Annotated in this window: 17 protein-coding genes; 14 read left to right on the top strand and 3 right to left on the bottom strand. The window is 52.6% G+C overall.

The features are described 5' to 3' along the window. Positions 1-32: 32 nt before the first annotated feature. Complete coding sequence (locus BM485_01955) at positions 33-4,178, bottom strand: hypothetical protein (protein ID OKY76851.1); 4,146 nt, start codon at positions 4,176-4,178, stop codon at positions 33-35. 74 nt (positions 4,179-4,252) lie between these two features. Between BM485_01955 and BM485_01950 the strand changes: the two genes are divergently transcribed. Both BM485_01950 and BM485_01945 read left to right on the top strand, forming a co-directional pair. Then, the gene (locus tag BM485_01950; GenBank protein ID OKY76850.1) at positions 4,253-5,071 is read left to right on the top strand and encodes a hypothetical protein; all 819 of its coding nucleotides are present in this window, start codon (positions 4,253-4,255) and stop codon (positions 5,069-5,071) included. A 113-nt stretch (positions 5,072-5,184) separates the two neighbouring features. Then, positions 5,185-5,904 carry a hypothetical protein gene (locus BM485_01945; GenBank protein ID OKY76849.1) on the top strand — a complete coding sequence of 240 codons (720 nt, stop codon included), beginning with the start codon at positions 5,185-5,187 and terminating at the stop codon, positions 5,902-5,904. Positions 5,905-6,026: 122 nt separating this feature from the next. Here the strand turns inward: BM485_01945 and BM485_01940 are convergent, their stop codons facing one another. Further along, complete coding sequence (locus tag BM485_01940) at positions 6,027-6,965, bottom strand: hypothetical protein (GenBank protein ID OKY76848.1); 939 nt, start codon at positions 6,963-6,965, stop codon at positions 6,027-6,029. A gap of 216 nt (positions 6,966-7,181) precedes the next feature. Between BM485_01940 and BM485_01935 the strand changes: the two genes are divergently transcribed. Both BM485_01935 and BM485_01930 read left to right on the top strand, forming a co-directional pair. Next, positions 7,182-7,574: a hypothetical protein gene (locus BM485_01935; protein OKY76931.1), complete on the top strand. Its 393-nt coding sequence runs from the start codon at positions 7,182-7,184 to the stop codon at positions 7,572-7,574. Positions 7,575-7,610: 36 nt separating this feature from the next. Then, on the top strand, positions 7,611-8,156 hold the full coding sequence (locus BM485_01930; protein OKY76847.1) for a hypothetical protein: 546 nt from the start codon (positions 7,611-7,613) through the stop codon (positions 8,154-8,156). Positions 8,157-8,242: 86 nt separating this feature from the next. On the opposite strand, the gene BM485_01925 is transcribed toward BM485_01930, so the two are convergent. Next, positions 8,243-8,512, bottom strand: coding sequence for a hypothetical protein (locus BM485_01925; GenBank protein OKY76846.1), 270 nt, complete (start codon positions 8,510-8,512; stop codon positions 8,243-8,245). A gap of 414 nt (positions 8,513-8,926) precedes the next feature. On the opposite strand from BM485_01925, the gene BM485_01920 reads away from it, so the two are divergent. From BM485_01920 to BM485_01875, 10 genes are all read left to right on the top strand, one after another. After that, positions 8,927-10,135: a pilus assembly protein PilC gene (locus tag BM485_01920; GenBank protein ID OKY76845.1), complete on the top strand. Its 1,209-nt coding sequence runs from the start codon at positions 8,927-8,929 to the stop codon at positions 10,133-10,135. A gap of 120 nt (positions 10,136-10,255) precedes the next feature. After that, positions 10,256-11,548, top strand: coding sequence for a phosphopyruvate hydratase (locus tag BM485_01915; protein ID OKY76844.1), 1,293 nt, complete (start codon positions 10,256-10,258; stop codon positions 11,546-11,548). Between the two features lie 50 nt (positions 11,549-11,598). Continuing rightward, a complete protein-coding gene (locus BM485_01910; GenBank protein ID OKY76843.1) occupies positions 11,599-11,886 on the top strand; it encodes an integration host factor subunit alpha in 288 nt (95 codons plus the stop codon). A 230-nt stretch (positions 11,887-12,116) separates the two neighbouring features. After that, entirely contained in the window at positions 12,117-13,175 is a 1,059-nt protein-coding gene (locus BM485_01905) for a UDP-3-O-(3-hydroxymyristoyl)glucosamine N-acyltransferase (protein OKY76930.1), read from the top strand. After that, a complete protein-coding gene (locus BM485_01900; GenBank protein ID OKY76842.1) occupies positions 13,168-13,614 on the top strand; it encodes a 3-hydroxyacyl-[acyl-carrier-protein] dehydratase FabZ in 447 nt (148 codons plus the stop codon). Before BM485_01905 ends, BM485_01900 begins: the two co-directional genes overlap by 8 nt. 156 nt (positions 13,615-13,770) lie before the next feature. Beyond that, complete coding sequence (locus tag BM485_01895) at positions 13,771-14,571, top strand: acyl-[acyl-carrier-protein]--UDP-N-acetylglucosamine O-acyltransferase (GenBank protein OKY76841.1); 801 nt, start codon at positions 13,771-13,773, stop codon at positions 14,569-14,571. Beyond that, positions 14,561-15,394 (top strand): hypothetical protein, encoded by an 834-nt coding sequence (locus BM485_01890; protein ID OKY76840.1) that lies wholly within the window; start codon positions 14,561-14,563, stop codon positions 15,392-15,394. Before BM485_01895 ends, BM485_01890 begins: the two co-directional genes overlap by 11 nt. 25 nt (positions 15,395-15,419) lie before the next feature. Next, positions 15,420-16,286, top strand: a complete 867-nt coding sequence (locus BM485_01885; GenBank protein OKY76839.1) for a hypothetical protein — start codon at positions 15,420-15,422, stop codon at positions 16,284-16,286. Positions 16,287-16,408: 122 nt separating this feature from the next. Next, positions 16,409-17,434: a hypothetical protein gene (locus tag BM485_01880; protein ID OKY76929.1), complete on the top strand. Its 1,026-nt coding sequence runs from the start codon at positions 16,409-16,411 to the stop codon at positions 17,432-17,434. 3 nt (positions 17,435-17,437) lie between these two features. Beyond that, on the top strand, positions 17,438-18,781 hold the full coding sequence (locus tag BM485_01875) for a ribosome biogenesis GTPase Der (protein ID OKY76838.1): 1,344 nt from the start codon (positions 17,438-17,440) through the stop codon (positions 18,779-18,781). Positions 18,782-18,953 lie beyond the last annotated feature (172 nt).

The raw sequence follows: 18,953 nt of genomic DNA, 5'->3' as shown, positions 1-18,953 counted from the left end.
ATTTTCTTTTTGTAAACAAATAATAACTATTACTATTTATCTTTTATCATCAGCAAAAGCTCTTCGGCGGTCATTCTGTGGCTCAAATCGCTGCCTTCCAGCAGGGTCACCGCCAGTTCCCGTTTGTTGTGATGGAGGGCAAGGATTTTTTCTTCAATGGTATTTCGGGTAATCAGTCTGTAAACCGTGACGGGAAGGATCTGGCCGATACGATGGGCCCGGTCCGAGGCCTGATCTTCCACCGCCGGGTTCCACCAGGGGTCCATGTGAATAACGTAATCGGCGGCAGTGAGATTAAGCCCGACGCCGCCGGCCTTCAGGCTGATAAGAAAGACATCACCGTCTCCCGCCTGAAAATCGGCGACCTGTTCCTGCCGCTTGCGGGGAGGGGTGGAGCCGTCCAGGTATTTGTAGGAGATCTGCAGATCGTCGAGAAAGGAGCGGATAATTTTCAGGTGCGAGGAAAACTGGCTGAAAACCAGGGCTTTATGCCGGTTTTCAATGAGTTCGCTGATAACGGTGCCGAACAGTTCCAGTTTAGAGCAGTGCACCGTGCTTTCCGGACTGACGAGCCGGGGATTGCAGCAGGCCAGGCGGAGTTTCATGATTTCCGCCAGAATCTGCATCTGCCGCTGGGGCTGGGAAATATTATCCCGTTCTATCTTTCTCAGGGCATTCTGGCGCAGGGCCTCGTAGAAGGCGGCTTCTTCCTGGGTCATGTCGACATGGAGCACGACCTCGGTTCGCGGCGGCAGTTCTTCGAGCACCTGGCTTTTCAGGCGGCGCAGAATAAACGGCTGGATCAGTTTTTTCAGTTTTTTCCGGGCCGTATTGTCCTGTTCCTTTTCAATCGGGTAGGCAAAACGACGATTGAAATGGTCAAGCGAGCCCAGCAACCCCGGATTGATAAAATTAAAAAGGTTCCACAGCTCTCCCAGGTGGTTTTCGATGGGCGTGCCGGTGGTGATCATCCTGAAGTTGCCCTTGAGTTCCATGGCGGCCCTGGATCGCTTGGTGGCGATGTTTTTTATGGCCTGGGCCTCGTCCAGGACGATGACCTGCCATTCCCGGGTGGCAAGAAGTTTGTCTTCCTGCTGCAGCAGGCCGTAACTGCAGATCAGCACGTCAAAGGGGGCAAGATTTTCAACAAGCGCGCTTCTGTCCTTGCCCCCGAAGATTATACCGTTCAGGGTGGGGGTGAATTTCTTGATTTCCTCTTCCCAGTTCATGCAGACCGAAGTTGGTGCCACCACAAGTGATGGCCCGCCCCTGGCCTCCTGCAGGATGATGCCGAGTGTCTGGACGGTTTTGCCGAGACCCATGTCATCGGCAAGGCAGGCACCGACGCCCCAGTGGCGCAGCCGGGCCAGCCATTTGAATCCTTCGGTCTGGTAGTCTCGCAGCCGGGCCTGCAGGGTTGAGGGGATTTCCGGTTGCAGGTCGCGGGATTCCCTGAGGCGCAGGAGCTGCTCCTGCCATTTCCGGTCCGCCGTGATTGTAATGCCGCTTTCGGTGAATTTCTCCAGGGCGGATGCCGCCAGGTGATGAATGCGTCTTCTGGCGCCGCGTGTTTCCTCGGTGAAGCTGTTCAGTTCGTCGAGATGCCGACGAAATTCACGGGAAAGCGCAAGAAACGCTCCCTGGCCCAGGGGAATGAATCTGCCGTGGCCGGACCGGCTCAGTTCCAGCAACTGTTTCATCTCGAGAACCAGCTCCGGGGAAACCGCCAGTTTGCCGTCGAGTTCGAACCAGTTCTTTTTTTGCCTGATATGCAGGTGGAGATTGCCGAAGGAAGCCTGATGGCGGATTGCCAGGCGCTGGCCTTCCGGCCATTCCACGCTGACCAGCTCGCCCAGTTGCTGGATTTCGGAAAGCACCTCAAGGCAATCCTGGGTGTCGTCAATCAGCCATTCCTCATCTACACCGCCAAGCCGTGCCAGGGTGGGACACAGTATTTCAATCCGCTCGCAGTTCTCCCGTTCCTCTTTGAGATTGCGCAGGGCCTGCAACCGTTTGCCGTTTATTTCGGCAATGACATTTGCCGCGCCGCGCCCCGGGTGGAGATACGGGCCGCGGTCGGAAAAGGGGCGAACCAGCAGGGAGACCCTGAAACCCGTGCCGACGGGAAGAAGCTGGATAATAATGTGCGCCGAGGCCGGAATCTCTTCGATGTTGGTCGGAGATTCACCGATATCCGAATGGATGGTGAGGCAGGAAGAGAGATTGCCGAGGGTGGCCAGCACCTCTTTTTGACCGGCAAGAGGAACGAGAAGCCCGTCATCGCCGATAATTGCGGAGATTTTCCGGTGCTTCGACGAAATTTCAGTTATGGAAAAGCGGGTGGGGGTTTCCCGCAGGACAAGGATTTTTTCATCGCCGATGGGATGGGAGAATTTGAGTTGCAGCTTCTCATCGGCAATGGTTGCCTGCAGTTCAGGTTCTCCCTTGACAAATTCGATGGGAGTCGCCGGGGATATGGCCGAAAAAAGAAGGGGATGGCCTATCAGGGCCGGCAGGACATCATCCATGTCAAACTCAAAGGTCGTGGCCTGGTTTGATTCCTTTTTGTGCAGGGCGGAGCGGATCTTTTTGTCCTGTTCCGTCAGGAAATCAAGGTTCTCGCCATAATAAAGGCGTTTCAGGGAAACGGCCCTGCCCTGGCTCCAGTGTCCCTTGGCGGTCATTTTCTGTTCCCGGGGCGCAAGGGTGACAAAACCGTCCTTGAAGTCCACCATCCAGGTCATGCGATACCGCTGGACATCGCTTTCTTCCTCGGCGCGGCTGATCAGATTTAATGCCTTCAGGGCTCTTTGCCATGTTTTTTCATGGGGCACCGCGGTGAGAAGGGAAACAACTCCTGTTTTCTGCCGGATCGACCGGCTGAAATTTTCTAATTCCGGGTTCTCCCGCACCAAGGCAAGAAGGGACGCGTATTCCATGGCCAACCAATGGAAACCGTTTTCCCTGGCCAGTTCAAAAAAATGGTGCAGCTCCTTCATCTGATGTGATTCGATGACGCCGTTCAACCAGTAGTTGCCCAGACCCATGAAAAGAGAGGTCACGCCGTTCTTTTTTTCCGGGTGCCATAACTGGGCGAAAAAGCCGGGCTTGAAGGATTCCATGCGGCCTTTGGCGACCGAGCGAAGCACCTGGTAGGCGGGGAGCAGGAGGTTCTGCGGCTGCTCCGTTTCCAGTCGGTCGATGATGGATGATGCAAATGCATAGTTTCTGAAATCGCCGCTTTTCAGCAAGGCAAGAATGAAAATGACTCCTTCAAACCCGACGAAATAGGTGTCCGGCTCGTTTTTTTTCCGGCGCAGGGCATCAAGGTCGGCGCGGAATGTGAGGATGGATTCTTCGTTGTTGCCGTTGAGAAATGATATCCAGCCCCCCAGCCCGTAGGCGTCGAGCAGCTCGCCTGCCTTGAAGAGCTCGGTCTGGGCCGTTGGCATGTCGCCGCACATGAGCAGGTGGGCTACGAGCAGGTAGGAGGCGGAAGGCCGGCCCGGCGGGGGGATGCGTTTGCCGGTGAGTTCTTCCTGGAGATAGGCAAGGGGCAGGTCGAAGGGTTCGAGGTCAAACAGGCATTTGGTGCTGATTTCATGCAGGCTGTGCAGTTGCAGGTGAAAGGGAAGGGTGCGGAACCAGTCTCCGTCAAAGGGGTTGTTGACGATTTCCACCAGGGGAGAGTGCTGATCCGAAATTTCCGGACAGTCATAATAGCGCAGCATGTGCTCGTTGAAATATTCGAAATCAGCCAGGTACAGCCCGATCCTCATTTCCCTGAGATGGCGATCGCTTTTTTTCGCGAGGGCGTCGTATTCATCTCCCGCCACCGGCAGATGTTTCCGGACGATGGCGGCCATCGGGGCAAAATTTCCCGACGCAGCCGCGATTCTGCTGATGATTTCGCGGATAAGCGGGTTGCAGCGGCCGTCCCAGGTGACCAGGTTGTTTTGCTGCAGGCGACGAAGGATGGCGGTGGACGGCTCGTCCGGTCGTGACCGGTTCGTGTCGAGACAAAGAAGATACTCCTGGAAACAGGCATCGATATGTGCCGAGCCGGCTGGTTCATAGATGATGGAAAGGAGTTCCAGCATCTCCTGGTCATGGTGTGCCAGCAGGTGAAACCGGTCTAAAAGTTGTGTTCTTTCGTTGCTGAAGGGAAATGTTGCCATTTCGTCAGTATACCATATAATGAAATGGAGAAATTGTTGAATCGTTTATTTTTTCTTTCACCCTTCTTTTTTTTATGCGTATTCATTTCTTAGGGGTTGGCGAGGCATGCGACGCGCTTTTGCCCAACACGTCCATTCTGGTGCACGGCAATGGCGGCGGGATTTTCCTGCTTGACTGCGGATTCACCACGCCCCATCGTTATTTTGCCCTGACTGATGACCCGGATGCTCTGGATGCTGTCTGGATTTCCCATTTCCACGGGGACCATTTTTTCGGCATTCCGCTGCTTTTGCTTCGTTTCTGGGAGATGGGGCGGAAAAAACCGCTTCTTGTTGCCGGTCCGCTGGGTGTGGAAGAAAAGGTTGCGGCAGCCATGGAGCTGGCTTACCCCGGTTTTATGCCGCGACTCCGTTTTTCTTTGGATTTTGTCGCGCTGGAGCCGGGCCGGGATTTTGAGATTGCAGGCACGTGCTGGGCAAGCGCGGAAAATGTCCACTCCCAGCGCGCCCTTGCTCTGCGTATTGTTGATTGCGGCCGGACCCTTTACTACAGCGGCGACGGGCGGCCGACCACGGCTGCCGGGCGGTTGGCGGCTGGTTGCGATCTTCTTGTTCATGAGGCCTTCTGGCTGGACAAGGAAGTGGAAAGTCACGGAAATGTCGTTGCCGCAATTGATTTTGCGGCAAAAGCAGGGGCCAGGCATCTTGCCCTCGTTCATCTGGAACGGAATTGCCGGAGAAATGAACGGCAAGCGATCCGGCATCTGATGGCAGCCGCTTCGTTTCACGTCTTTTTGCCGGAGCCGGGGGAAGCAATTTCCCTTGATGGAGCAGGACCGGAGAAGAAGGATGCTGTTTCGCCCGGCGGGCAAATCGCCACCGGATTTGCTTGACTCTTATCCGCCAGTGGCTATATTAAGAAGAAAAAGAGGCGGCTCCGAGGGACATTCCAATTCGGATCGTCAAGGCAGGAAACAAGTAATCAAAAAAATGACAGGAGGAAAAAATGTACAATAATGGCTATGGCAGGACGATAACAACGGCCCAGGTACAGAGTCAGGCCTCAACCGTCTTTCTGGCCAAGGTCTTTAACTGGATGGCGATAGGATTGGGGCTTACCGGGATAATCGCTTTTCTGGTGGCCAATTCGGCAACGGCTATGCAGATTTTTATTCAAAATCCGATCATGCGCTGGGGTATTATCATCGCTGAATTGGGGCTGGTCTTTTATCTTTCCGCCAGAATCATGCGTCTTTCCGCCCAGGCGGCAACAGGGCTTTTTCTCCTGTACTCGGTGTTGAACGGCATCACCATGTCCGTGATTCTGCAGGTTTACACCGCCACCTCGGTGGCGGCGACATTTTTCATCACCGCCGGCATGTTCGGCGCCATGGCAATCTACGGGCTGGTGACAAAAAAGGATTTAAGCGGCATGGGCTCCTTCATGTTCATGGGGCTCATCGGCATGATCATCGCATCGGTCGTCAATATCTTTCTGCAGAGCTCGATGATGGCCTGGGTGGTCTCGGGTCTCGGGGTAATTATCTTTACCGGACTGACGGCCTATGATGTGCAGAAGATAACCCAGATCGGCGCATCAGGCATCATGCAGGAAGGGGAAACAGCGATTCGCAGGGGCGCCATCATGGGGGCGCTTGCCCTGTATCTTGATTTTATCAATCTCTTTCTCAGTTTGCTGCATTTTATCGGCGGCAGCCGCGACTGATCCATTGCCCGTTTTTCCGGTTCCCGGCAATTGAGAAGCCGCGTGGGCGGCGCGTAACAAAAAAAAGGAAGCTGACCAAGAAAAGTCAGCTTCCTTTTTTTTGTTTGCCGGTGGCGCCCGGTTTATAACGCGCCGTATGCTTTTTCGTATTTTTCCTTGAGAAGCCGGAGATTGGCCAGGTATTTTTCCTTGCCGTCGATTCCGCTCACGGCGCTCATTTCGTCGATCAGGCTGTTGATCGGGTATCTGGCGTCGAGGCCGAGGTGATTGACATTGTTCTCGTTCGCCAGGTCAAGCACCAGGATGCAGTAATATTTTATCAGGGTTCGCAGAGTGATATCACGACGGAAAAGATACGCCTGGCCGCCAAGGGTATTGAGAAAAAAGACGGAGTAGCCGTAGAGTTCTTTCAGCCGAAGTTTGATGATAGAGTCAATATGGCGGCAGTCATTTTCGTGTTTGAGGAGATAATAAAAATCCGCCAGCACCGGTTCATAATAAGCCTTTTCATGGGCCATTATTTTTTTCAGGATGAAAACATCCTTGTCGCCGAGCACCTTGTAGAAATGAGCGGCATTATGCAGGATGGAGAGCAGGTCGTCGGTTTCCCGTGTTATTTTTGGTTGGGTTTGCAACAGCGTGTCGCTGATCCGGGTGAAAAAGGTTTTTGCCCCCTTGTCGAGTTGCAGGTCCGTTATATAGTCCTGTTCATCAAGGTGGGTGAAAAATTGATCAATTCTGTTTGTCGCTTCTTGACAGGGATCGGTGGTTTGGGGTTGCGCGGCGCCCGGTGCGGTTGAGGTGACGTCCGCAAGCGGGAGCCGGTCGGAAGGTGCTTCGGTGGACTCTTGGGCGGAATGGTCATTTGACGGAGCATTCTCTTTTTCAAGCACATTCACCTTGTCCTGCCATTCCCGCTGTTCCTGCTCCATGGAAATGGGCGGGGTTTTGTCCGAACCTTTGTTTAATTGTAAGAAAAAAAACAGGGCCAGGCCGCCAAGAAGAAGCAGGATGAGCAAAAAGACGGTTTTGAATCCGGAAGGTTTTTTCGTGTTTGACATGGGTTCACTTCATCATTTTTGTTTTTTCTGGGATTAATTTGCAATGGGAGATTTTCAGCATGACTAGAGAGGATGTTATTTGTTATGTTATGATATCATCAATGTATCGCGGTTTGGTCTTTGAGTCAAACGGAATTACTTTTGAACGGGATTCTTGTGCGGAAGCAGGAGCGGGTGTTTCGCTGTCTTCAGGCAGGCCAATCCACGGTGGATTTTATGTCAGGTGCGGAATTGAAAATTTTGATTGTCGATGATTCAATGATAATGCGCCGTATTATTGCATCGTTTCTTGCCAAAATGGGCTATGATACAGTGGTGCAGGCCCCCGGTGTGTCAGCGGCCCGTGAGATTCTCGCGAAAGAAAAGCCCATTCTGGTGATTTCCGATTACTCCATGCCCGTTCTGACCGGTCTTGATCTGCTCAGGCAAATACGATGTGATCCGGAGCAAAAGGATCTGGCTTTTGTCATGATCACCGCGGAGGCGCAACTCTGCGAGATTCTCAGCGCTTTCAGGGGGGGAGTCGATTACTATGTGACCAAGCCTTTTACCCGGGATTACCTTGAATATGTGCTGCAAAGGGCTCTTGCCGGGCGAGTGTCCCGCTGAAACAATATTTTTGAATTTTGAAAAAAAACGAAAAAAATGATTTCATGGCTGAAAAACAATAACAGGGATAACTGGCTGGAAATTTATCTTCCTTTTGTGTCGAAAAGCCCCAAAATGAAGATAAAATGGTTGAAAGGGGCGCTTAAGAAAAAGATTTTGTCCCTGGAGGAAATCACCCCGTATATCCGCCTGCTCTTGCAGGACAACAATGTGGAAGAAGATATGCTGCTCGCCGATATCTTCAAGGAGCTTGATGAAGATGTCCAGTGCGGTCTTCTTGCCGCCGCGGATATTTATGATACTCCCAAGCTTTTTCGGCTTTGCCCCCATCCGACCAGGCGACATGTGGAACTTGCCTTGTCGAAGAAGGTGCCTCCCTACGAAAAAAAAACCCAACTCGTGCTGGATAAAGTCTTTTATGCGATCAGCGATTATTCACGGGATCTGCTTGATGAGGCGGTTCGTGATCTTGCCTGGGAAGGCAAGACTGCCGGAGGTTTCCTGGAAAATTACGAAAGGTTTCAGTCGATCCTGGAGGATGAAGAATTTTTGCTTTCTCTTTATCCAAATGCGAGTGGATGACGGCGTGCCGGTGTCCGGCCTGGAGGAGGACACCAGCCGGTTGCCTGCAAGGCAAACGGCTGGTGCATAATTTGCAAATGGAACTGTTATTTCTTTTTCTTCGCGCTGCCGGCCGCTGCCCTTTTTGAAGCTTTCAACGGGTTGACCTTGGTGGTTCCCACGGTGATTTCAGGTTTTTTGTGGGTGGCCATATTGCAGAATCCGAGGCGCCATTTTGATTCTGGGTATGCGTATGTCTGACAGTATTTATTGTTGCTCGCCTCAATGATACGGTCACAGCCTTCACAGGCCTCTATGATGGGATTAAAAAAGCCGCTGCTGTGTAATTCGCTTGCTGCCGGAGCATTGCTCGCCATGACGGAAATCTCCTTCTGTTCCAAAAATATTTATATCCGTGAGAAAAAAGATTTTATTTTCTTTTGTACTCTAATAACATCACCAAAACACATTTATTTAAATGAATGAGGGGATACTGTCAATAGAAAAAAGGCATCCGGTTTGCCGGCACGAGCTTTTTGCCGTTTTTGTCTCGTGTTGCGGTCCGGGCACGGAGAAAAGGTTTTATTTGATTCCGATCGGCCAAGGCAAATGAGGCCGCCGGGATTAAAAAAAACAGCTAAGAAACGGAAAACATTATTAATTGTGTTGTTTTTCCAAAAATCTTCATATAAAATTTATATTTAGTGACGAGACGCCTGTCGCATATCCGTGATACAAGCGCTTTTCACCGGCCGCTGCATCGTTTTTAAAAAAAAGAAAGGAAATATCTCATGCCTGTTTATACATGGAAGGGAGTAAACTCATACGGCGAAAAAAGACAAGGAAAGCTGGAGGCGCAAAGCGAAGCCGGGGCTCTTGCCCAGTTGAAGAAGATCAGGATCAAGCCCACGGTTTTGAAGGAGGCGCCCAAGGATCTTTTCTCCAATATCGCCATGTTTCAGCCCAAGGTTACCGGCAAGGATGTTGTGATTTTTACCCGGCAGCTTTCCACCATGATCGACGCCGGCCTTCCCCTGGTGCAGAGTCTGGAGATTCTGGCCGGGCAACAGGATAATCCAACTTTCAAGAAGCTGCTGAATGCGGTTCGTCTTGATGTGGAAACAGGTATGACCTTTGCCGATTCCATGAAAAAGCATCCCAAGGTGTTCGACAATCTTTATTGCAACATGATCGACGCGGGTGAAATGGGCGGTATTCTCGACACCATTCTCAATCGGTTGGCGGCATTCATGGAAAAGAGCATGGCTTTGAAGAAAAAAATCAAGGGCGCCATGACCTATCCGGTGATCTGTCTCTGTATTGCACTGGTGATTACCGCGGTTATTCTTATTTTTGTCGTACCGGTTTTTGCCAAGATGTTTGCTGATTTCGGCTCCGCTCTTCCCGCGCCCACCCAGATAGTCGTCGATGCCAGCAATTTTGTGAAGAGCAATTTCTTTTTAATGTTTGTCGCCCTGGCCGTGGTCGTTGTTGCCGTAAAAAAGATTTACAATACGGAAAAAGGCAGAAAAAAGATCGATATGCTCATGTTGAAGGCGCCGGTGTTCGGGCCTTTGGTGCGAAAAGTGGCGGTTGCCAAATTTACCCGGACGCTTGGTACCATGCTGCACAGCGGCGTGCCCATCCTCGAGTCGTTGAATGTGGTCGGCAAAACCGCCGGAAATAAGGTGATCGAAGAGGCGGTGTTTCGTGTTGCCGACAGCATCACCGAGGGGCGTTCCATCGCCGAACCGCTGGAGGAAACCGGGGTTTTTCCCAGCATGGTGGTGCAGATGATCAATGTCGGTGAGTCAACCGGCGCACTTGATACCATGCTGGAAAAGGTTGCCGATTTTTATGATGAGGAGGTCGATCAGGCGGTGGAAAACATGACTGCCATGATTGAGCCTTTTATGATGGTATTCCTCGGCGGGCTCATCGGCGGTCTGGTTATCGCCATGTATCTGCCGATTTTCAAGATGGCCAGCGTTGTTGGTTAATGTTGACAAAAAGCGAAAGAAAAAGAATAGTTATAGCAGGGAATGATCGTCGTTGGAGACAAAGGTGCCGGCATCGCACGGATGCCGGCATTGCAAGCTATACATTTGAGGAGAAAATGAATGGGTGAAATAGTTGGTGTAATCGGCCGGGAAGTTATTGATTCGCGCGGAAATCCCACCGTGGAGGTGGAGGTGCATCTGGAATCCGGTGTCATGGGGCGGGCGATGGTTCCATCAGGCGCCTCCACCGGCACCAGGGAAGCGCTTGAGTTGCGTGATGTGCGAAAAAAACGTTTTCTCGGCAAAGGGGTTCAGACCGCTGTCGCCAATGTCAATGACAAGATCGGTCCCCTGCTGATCGGCATTGATTCGACCCAGCAGGTGCTGCTTGACATGGCGATGCTCAAGCTGGACGGCACGGAAAACAAGAAAAACCTCGGTGCCAACGCCATTCTCGGAGTTTCCATTGCCGCGGCAAAGGCCTCTGCCGCTGAACTCGGGCTGCCCTTGTATGCCTACCTGGGCGGCGTCAACGCCAAGGTGCTGCCCGTGCCGATGATGAATGTATTAAATGGCGGGGCACACGCGGATAATAATGTCGATATCCAGGAATTCATGGTCATGCCGGCCGGCGCATCCTCCTTTGCAGAGGCCCTGCAGATGGGAGTGGAGACGTTTCACGCCCTGAAAGGGGTTTTGAAAAAGGCGGGTCATCTCACCTCGGTGGGCGATGAGGGGGGGTTTGCCCCTAATCTGCGTTCAAACGAAGAGGCGATGGAATCCCTGCTTGAGGCAATCACCAAGGCGGGCTACAAGCCGGGCAAGGACATTTTTATTGCCATTGATGTGGCGGCCAGCGAAATTTATGATGCAAAGAGCAAAAAGTATGTGCTTGCCGCTGAAAAGTCACCGGACAAGACGGTTGATCAGTTAATTGATTTTTATGCGGACTTGGTAAAAAAATATCCCTTGATCTCCATTGAGGACGGTCTGGATGAAAGCGACTGGAAGGGCTGGAAAAAATTGACCGATCGCCTGGGCGGCAAAATTCAGCTTGTCGGCGATGATATTTTCGTTACCAACACAAAGATCCTGTCGCGGGGAATTGCGGAAGGAACTGCCAACTCCATCCTGGTCAAGCTCAACCAGATCGGTTCGGTAACCGAAACCATCGACGCGGTGGACATGGCTCATCGCGCCGGATTTACGGCGGTCATTTCCCACCGGTCCGGCGAGACGGAGGATACGACCATTGCCGATTTGAGCGTTGCCTTGAATACCGGACAGATTAAAACAGGCGCACCGTCCAGAACCGACAGGGTGGCAAAATACAACCAGCTGCTGCGGATCGAGGAAGAACTTGGTGCGGCCGGACAGTTTGCCGGAATGGGCTGCATGAAAAATTTGAAATAGTATTTTTTACCTGCAAGTGCATAATTCTAATGTGATGGAGGTTGCGCAACATGACCCTGACAAAGGCTGATCTGGTGCAAAAGATTTATCAAACCCATAATTTGACGAAAGCGCAGGCCACCTCGATTGTCGAATCTTTCCTGAAAATCAGTAAAGATTGCCTGGCAAACGGTGATGACCTGCTTATCAGCGGTTTCGGTAAATTCAATATCAAGGAAAAAAAGGCCAGGCGAGGGCGCAATCCCCAGACAGGCAAGGAGCTTATCCTGTCCGAAAGAAAAGTTGTGACCTTCAAGCCTTCGGGGATTCTGCGCGATAGGGTGAATGGAATCCAATAACCTGTCGAATCAACGGGAGATTGTCGATTCTTTTTACGATTCATGGTAATTATTAGGCAGACGGGCGCGTTTTTTCATAAAGAAAAGCCGCCCGTCTTTTTTTGTCTGCCTTGTCGGCCTCCATTGCCCAACTGGTTCGATTGTTCTGGAAAAATGAACCACATGACCAATGGCGCGGATACGACGAGCCGGACGGATACGATTGATAAATTATGAGTTGATGACAAATGATGCAGGTGACAAAATCTTTGGCGGAACTCGCCGCGCTGGTTGAAGGTGAAGTATCCGGTGACCCCCGGGTTTCCATCTTCGCCTTGAATGATGTCAATTCCGCCGGGCCCGGCGAGATAACTTTTCTCACCAAGGCGAAATCGGCTGATAAGTTGGCAGCCACCAGGGCATCGGCGGTTCTTGTCCCTCTTGATATCGGCGATGTCCCCTTGCCGGCCATAAAGGTCAAGGACCCGAATCTGGCCGCTGCGATTATCCATAATCTTTTTTACCAAAGACCTCGACCGTGCCCTGGAATTCATGCCGGTGCCCATGTGGGCGCTGATTGCCGCATCGCCCCATCCGTTTCCGTTGCTCCCCTGGCAGTTATCGGCAGCAGGGTCGTCTTGGGTGAAGGAGTTATTGTTGAGTCCGGGGTCGTCATCGGCGATGATGTGGAAATCGGCGCGGAAACCATCCTGGAAGCCAATGCCGTCGTGCGCCATGGATGTAAAATCGGCAGCAGAGTCATCGTTTCCAGTGGCGCCGTCATCGGCAGTGACGGATTTGGGTATGCCACCGATTCCGCAGGCAATCATCTCAAACGGCCCCAGGTGGGCTGTGTGGTGCTTGAAGATGATGTGGAAATCGGCGCGAATTCCTGTGTGGATCGCGCCACTTTCGGCACAACCCGGATCGGCAGGGGAACAAAAATTGATAATCTTGTTCAGGTCGGACACAATGTTGAAATCGGCCCGTCCTGCATTGTCGTTTCCCTGTCCGGGATTGCCGGCAGCAGCAAAATGGGCCGTCATGTCGTCATGGGCGGACAGGCCGCTGTCGCCGACCATGTCGAGGTCGGTGATGGGGTGATGATTGCCGGTCGGAGCGGGGTCAACGGCAATGTGGCGTCCGGCAGGGTGGTGGCCGGTTTTCCCGCCATAAATTATAAGGAATGGCTGCAGGCGGCAACCGCCTTCTCCCGTATCCCGCAGCTGCTCAAGGATGTCCGCCGTCTTCGCAAACAGTTTGATGACATTGCCGACAGTATAAATTCAAAGGAGGAGAAAGATGAGTGAAGGTTCCCGCCAATATGATATTCTTGAAATCCTGAAATTGCTTCCCCACCGTTATCCCTTTGTTCTTGTTGACCGCATTCTTTCGGTGACACCGGGTGAGTCCATTCGCGCCCTGAAAAACGTCACCATGAATGAACCGTTTTTTCAGGGGCATTTCCCGACCGAGCCGGTGATGCCCGGGGTTCTCATCATGGAGGGCATGGCCCAGGCCGGCGCCCTGCTCGCCTATCTGACCGATCAGGACAAGATAGGCAACAACCTGGTTTATTTCGCCGGTATGGACGGCGTCCGGTTCAGGAGGAAGGTTGTTCCCGGTGATCAACTGATTTTTGAGCTCACGGTGATGAAGCGCAAGGGAAAGTTGTTTAAGATTGCCGGAAAGGCGTATGTTGACGGGCAACTGGCCGCGGAAGCGGAACTGATGGCCACCTTTTCGTGACAATGGCCTTTCGGCAAAGAAAAGGTGGCGATAATATCGCCCTTGTGGTAGATAATCACTCTTTTTATCTCCTTGCCGACTCCCAGCCGGACACCTGTGTGACAAAGTGACACATCTGGTGCATCGAGCGACATTCACTCTTCTTCTTAAATAAAAATGAATATTCACCCTACAGCCATAATCGACCCCGGAGCCGAGCTTGACTCGACAGTCATTGTCGGTCCCTATGCCGTTATTGAAAAAGGCGTCAGCATAGGCGCTGAAACGCGGATAGGTCCCCATGCGCATCTTTCGGGCAGGACAACGATAGGCGCGGCAAATCAGATCGGCGCCTTCACCTCCATCGGGGCTCCTCCCCAGGACCTCAGGTATCAGGGCGAGGAAACCCGTCTGGTTATCGGCGACAATAATATTATCCGGGAATACTGTTCGCTGCATCGGGGCACGCCGTCAGGCCATGGTGTAACAACCATCGGCAGCAACTGCATGCTTATGTCCTACGCGCATGTGGCCCATGACTGCACACTCGGCAATCATGTAATCCTGGTCAATAATGTCACCCTGGGCGGCCATGTGGAGATTGGCGAGCGTGCCACCATCGGCGGCATGTCGGCCGTACATCAGTTTTCCCGCATCGGCGAATATGCCTTTGTCGGCGGCATGTCGGGAATCAGCATGGACGTCCCTCCCTATGTCATTGTCGCCGGCATCCGCAATGACATGCAGGTGCGGGGCATCAACCGTATCGGTTTGAAACGGGCGGGTTTCAGTCCGGAGGATATGCGCAAGCTGGGCCGGGCCTTTACGTTGATTTTCAAAACAAAAGAGCTGCTCCTGCAGGAAGCGCTTGAAAAAGTTGTCCAGGAAATTCCCGATAGCGCTCCCGTCTCCAGGATGGTTGAGTTTTTCAGGGTTGCCAACCGCAGCGTGGTCAGATTAAGCAGTGATGAGGACTAGGATCGGTATCATCGCCGGAGGGGGGCAGTTCCCCTATCTTTTTGCCGAAGCAGCGAAAAAGGAAGGACTCGAGGTGGTGATTGTCGCCCATAAAGGGGAGAGCCATCCGGATCTTGAATCCATTGCCGACCGGTTCTGCTGGGTCAAGCTCGGGCAACTGGGCAAGATCATCAAGTTTTTCCGGGATGAAGAGGTACGAGAAACGGTTTTTCTCGGCACCATCACCAAAACCCGTATTTTCCGTGATGTCCTGCCTGATCTGAAGGGCATTTCTCTTTGGAACAAGATCGATATCAAACAGGATGACGCAATTCTCCGGGCCATTGCCGGGGAACTGGAGAAAGAAGGGATCTCGGTGCTTGATTCCACTCTTTATTTGAAGCATTTGCTTTTTCCTCCGGGGGTGTTGACCAAAAAAAAACCGTCAGCCGACCAGCGACGTGACATTGAATTCGGATTTCAGGTTGCTCGGGCCGTGGGCAGGCTGGATATCGGTCAGTGCGTGGTGGTGCGGGATATGTCCGTGGTGGCGGTGGAGGCCATCGAGGGAACGGATGCCGCAATCAGGCGCGGCGGTGCCTTGGCGCGGGAAAAAGCGGTGGTGGTCAAGGTGAAAAAGCCGAGTCAGGATTTTCGTTTTGATTTGCCGGCTACCGGTCTTGCCACCATTGAATCCATGCTTGCGGTCAAAGCCGCGGTCCTGGCGGTGGAAGCGGGGCAATCCCTGCTTTTTGACCGTGAGGCGATGATCCGCCAGGCTGACAGGGCGGGCCTTGTTGTTGTCGGTGTCACCGAAGAAGCGGACGGCAGCCTGGTTTTCTGAGAACCGAACCTGAAGGTTTAAATTGATGAAAGCGATGGTCCTTGCCGCCGGTTTCGGCACCCGTCTCAAGCCATATTCCCTGCTGCGTCCCAAACCGCTCTTCCCGGTGCTGGACCGGCCCCTTCTCCTGCGCCTGATCGAACAGCTCGGCGATTATGGTTTTCATCCCATTCTGGTCAACTGTCATCATCTCAAGGAGCAGATTGTCGATTTGCTCGGCCCCAGGGAGCATATTTATCTTCAGCAGGAACCGATTGAGCTGGGGACCGGCGGCGGCATGCGGCTGGCCATGGATTTTTTCGGCACGGAACCGGTGCTGGTCACCAACGGCGATATCTTTCATACCATTGATCTTGCCGCGGTCTATCGGGACCATTGTCGTTCCGGCGCTGATGCGACCCTGGTGCTGCACGATCATCCTCGCTTTAATAAGATCAGGATGAATCCGGACGGCAGGATCGTTGATTTTGCCGCAGGCGGAAGTGGGTCGCGTTGGGCTTTCACCGGCATTCAGGTGCTTGATCCGGCTTTGCTTGCAATTATCCCTCCGGGTGTTTTTTATAACAGCATCGACTGTTATCGCTACTGGATGACGCGCGGGAAAAAAATTTGCGGCACAATCGTGCAGGGGCATTACTGGACCGACATGGGAACCCCGCAGGATTATCTTGATTTGCACCGAACGCTTCTTACCCGGGAGCCGTTCAGGGGAGAAAGCCCATTTTACCGGGGAAGGGAGGTGTCCGTGGCGGATGATTTTCAGCAGAAGGACTGGCTCTGCCTCGGCTCCCATATCCGGGTGGGACGTCAATGCCGCCTGGAGCGGGTGGTTGTCTGGGACGGCGTGACGGTGCCGGACGGGACTCATCTCATTGACACCATTATTTCCTGAAATCATGCGGCAACAATGACGTTTGACGCCTTTGCCGAATCCGATTCAAGAACATCGAACGCAAATTTTTCTTTTTTACCCTTATGGACACCAGGAAAAAAGAGCGGCAACGGATCATTGCTCTGCTCAAGGAAAACAAGTTGCTTCCCCACGGGAACTCCGCCGTGCTCGAGGCCATGTCCGGTGACGGTTCGGACAGATCATTTTACCGTATCCGGTTAGACGGGGCAACGTCCCTTGTCGCAGTTTTCCCCTCCCGGACCCTGGAGAAAGGCGCGGAAGAGCAGGCCGCCGCTTTTCACATCGGCGTTCATCTGCACGACAAGGGCGTTCCGGTGCCGAACATCGCGGCCTATGACCGGCAAAACGGGCTGCTGATTTTCGAGGACCTGGGTGATCTTCATCTGCAGGCGATGGTCAAAAAGGCAGGTTCCTTTGCCGAGATCGAACCTCTTTATCAGCAGGCCCTGGACGGTCTCATCCGTTTCCAACTGGAGGGGAGTGTCGGTTTTGATCCCCGTTTCTGCTGGGATACGCCCCGTTATGACGAGAAATTGATGCTGCAACGGGAGTCTGATTATTTCCGTTTTTCCTTTTGCCGGGACTACATGGGGAAAATTGATGATGATCACCGGCTGATCCTCGAATTTCAGAAGCTGGCCAGGCGAGCCGCCCGGGAGCCTTCCGGTTATCTGCTGCATCGTGATTTCCAGTCCCGCAATCTCCTGGTTCATCAGGGGCAAGTGCGAATTATTGATTACCAGGGCGCTCGTCTCGGTCCCCTTGGATATGATCTGGCCTCGCTGCTGCTTGATCCATACGCGGGTCTGGGGGAAAAAGAGCAGGATGTGCTGCTTGCGTCCTATCTTGCGAAACTCGGCCGTGTGCTGCAGGTGGATCATAGTGTTTTTTATGAAGGATATTATTGTCTTGCCATGCAGCGCAATCTGCAGATCCTCGGGGCCTTTGCCTTTTTGAGCAGCCGGAAGGGAAAGATTTTTTTTGAGCAGTTCATCGCCCCGGCCCTTTACTCGCTGAAAATGCTTTTGCGTAAACCCATGGGAAAAGAGTATCCTGTGTTAACCTCCCTGGTGGATGAACTGCAGGACAGGCATGCGAAAGCGCGATTCTTACAAATGGATGAATAAATTATGGATTATACCCCTTGCCCCATTGTTGCCCTGGTCGGTCGACCCAACGTGGGAAAATCAACCCTTTTCAACCGCATCACCCGAGCACGGAAGGCGATTGTCGATCCAACTCCCGGTGTAACCCGTGATCGTCATTATGAAAAGGTTACGGTGAACGAGCGGCAGTTCATGCTGGTGGACACCGGCGGCATTGAGATAAACAGGGATGAAACCATGAGCGGTCTCATCCAGCAGCAGACCATGCAGGCCATTGACGAGGCGGATATTATTGTCCTGCTGCTCGATGCCAGGGGTGGGTTGCTGGCGGAAGACTATGAAGTGGTCAGCATGTTGCGCCGCATTGAAAAGCCAATATTTCACGTGGTCAATAAAATCGACGGCCCGGAGCAGGAGATGACCCTGCTTTCTCAGTTTTATGAGCTTGGCATTGATCAGGTCTGGCCGGTTTCAGCCGAGCACGGTTATGGAATCGTTGATTTTCTCGACACTCTGGTGGCGAAAATGGAACCTGCCGAGGAGCTGGAGGCACTGCCCGAGGATACCGTTAAAATCGCCTGCATCGGCCGGCCCAACGTGGGCAAGTCGTCGCTCATCAATCGGCTGCTCGGCAAGGATCGCATGGTTGTTTCGGAAGTGCCGGGCACAACCCGTGACTCGGTCAACACCCTGCTTGAAAAAAACGGCCGTCACTATCTGCTGATTGATACCGCCGGGATCAGGAGAAAGGGCAAGGTCACGGAGAAACTGGAAAAATATAGCGTCATGCGCTCCCTGTCCGCCCTTGAAGAATGCGATATCGCCCTGCTGCTCGTTGACGCCGGCGAAGGCATCACCGAACAGGATACCAAGGTCATCGGCTATGCCCTGGAAAGGGGCAGGGCCTGCCTGGTGCTGGTCAACAAATGGGATCTGGTCAAGGGTGATCCGAAGAAGCAGAAATGGATCATGGATGAAGTGACAATGGCCATCCGCTTCATGGAATACGCGCCGGTGCTGAAGATTTCCGCCTTGAGCGGCGCGGGTGTCAACAAGATTCTTCCCGCAGTGGACGAGGTATACAGTCAGTACAAAATGGAATTTACAACCAACCGGCTCAATAAGATTCTTGCCAAGGCGGTTGCGGTGCATACCCCGCCGATTCACAAGGGCAAGCGGCTGAAGCTTTACTATACCACCCAGGTCGCCAGCAAACCGGCGACTCTGGTGATCTTTGCCAATTATCCCAAGGGGATTCATTTTTCCTATGAGCGTTTTTTGGTGAATCAGTTCCGCGCCGGACTCGGACTGGACAAGGTGCCGATCAAGCTCATCATGAAAGAGAGACTGCGCAAGAAATATGGTTGAACGTTTTTTATTTTCCCACAGTTCTTTTTTTGCGTCTTTTTGGGGTCGAAGTGTCTCTCTTTGCCAACACTTTTTGGTTTTATCCCTCTTTTTTTTGGAGTAATTTTAAATAAATACTTTGTAATTAGTAGAAAAAGCATATAATGAGAGCAGGTTCCCCTAAGAGTTCGCC

Source organism: Desulfobulbaceae bacterium DB1 (assembly GCA_001914235.1).
Classification (GTDB): domain Bacteria; phylum Desulfobacterota; class Desulfobulbia; order Desulfobulbales; family SURF-16; genus DB1.
This window is presented reverse-complemented; position numbering and strand designations above follow the sequence as displayed.